We start from the raw sequence: 1,404 nt of genomic DNA, 5'->3' as shown, positions 1-1,404 counted from the left end.
CGCGCCTGGGATGGCGCACCGCCAGCCAGCCGAGGACGATGCCGGCTACGATCAGCAGCGCTGTCGGCAGCACGCCGTCCTCGGGATGCGCGATACGCTCGAGACCGTAGAGCAGCAAGGCAAGTCCCGCCGATGTCAGGAAAAAACCGGGCCAGTCGAGCGGCTTGGGGTCGGCCTCGCGGTCACCTGGGATGAAACGGGCGACCAGCGCCAGCCCGATCACGCCGAGCGGGATGTTGATGAAGAAATTCCAGTGCCAGGACAGATAGGTGGTGATGAAGCCGCCGAGCACCGGCCCGACCACCGGCGCAAACAGTGCTGGCCAGGTGATCAGCGCCGTGGCGTTGAGCAGTTCGGATTTCGGCGCATTGCGCAGGACGAGAATGCGCCCAACCGGCGTCATCAGCGCGCTGCCGAGCCCTTGCACGACACGTGCGGCGACGAACTGGGTCAGGGTTTGCGAGAGGCCGCAGGCGAGCGAAGCCAGGGTGAACAGGACGATCGCCAGCAGGAAGATGTTGCGCGCCCCGAACCGGTCGGCGAGCCAGCCCGACAGCGGCACGAACACCGCCATGGTCAGCATGTAAACGGTGATGCCGATGCTCATCGCCACCGGCGACACGCCGAAGGAGGCGCCCATCTGCGGCAGCGATGTCGAGATGATCGTCGAATCCAGCAACTGCATGAAAAAGGCGATGGCGACGATCAACGCCACGCGCCGCGCATGGGTGGCCGTTTCGGACAAGGTTGCGATCTCGGGAATGGCAGTCATGACGGAACCGGTTTGAACAGCATCTCCCCGGCGACGTCCAGAGACGTCGCAACAAACTTTCGTGTGCCGCCATGGCCTGCTATGGAATGGATGGGGCCGTCGAGGAGAGTATACGCGTAACATGAAGCCCATCTACATCGACTACCTCAATGCCCTCGATATCGATGCCCTTGCCATGACCGATGGCGAAATCATCGCCGCCGTCGAGGCTGGCCTGGTGGCGCAAGGCAAGGGCCAGACGGTGATCGAACCGCGCGTCCATCTCGAGCCGGACCCGTCCTTCCACGGCCATTTCAACGTGTTGCGCGGCTACGTCGCGCCGCTCGACACGGCCGGCGTCAAGATCGTCGGCGACTATGTCGACAATTACCTGCATGGCCTGCCTTCCGAATTCGGCATCCTCAACCTGTTCGACCCGCGCACCGGCGCGCCGCGCGCCATCCTCGACGCCACCGTCATCACCGACATGCGAACCGGCGCCGTCACCGCCATCGGCGCCAGGCATCTGGCGCGCAAGAATTCCAAGGTGCTGGCCCATATCGGCGCGCGCGGCACCGCCTACTGGAATGTGCGCCTGCTCGACCATCTCTTCGACTTCGACGAGATTCGCGTCCATTCGCGCCGCCCGGAAA

Annotated in this window: 1 protein-coding gene and 1 pseudogene; one reads left to right on the top strand and one right to left on the bottom strand. The window is 64.3% G+C overall.

Annotation, left to right across the window (positions count from 1 at the left end):
- Window positions 1–772, bottom strand: a 772-nt coding sequence (locus EN914_RS35480; RefSeq protein WP_127389692.1) for an MFS transporter, incomplete at its 3' end; no start/stop codon positions are given.
- Window positions 773–893: 121 nt separating this feature from the next.
- On the opposite strand from EN914_RS35480, the pseudogene EN914_RS35475 reads away from it, so the two are divergent.
- A pseudogene (locus EN914_RS35475) lies at window positions 894–1,404 on the top strand (ornithine cyclodeaminase family protein); the annotation flags it as partial.

It is taken from the genome of Mesorhizobium sp. M7A.F.Ca.CA.001.08.2.1 (assembly GCF_003998455.1).
GTDB classification, from domain to species: domain Bacteria; phylum Pseudomonadota; class Alphaproteobacteria; order Rhizobiales; family Rhizobiaceae; genus Mesorhizobium; species Mesorhizobium ciceri.
The sequence above is the reverse complement of the archived record's forward strand: the minus strand, read 5'-3'. Positions and strand labels throughout refer to the sequence as shown.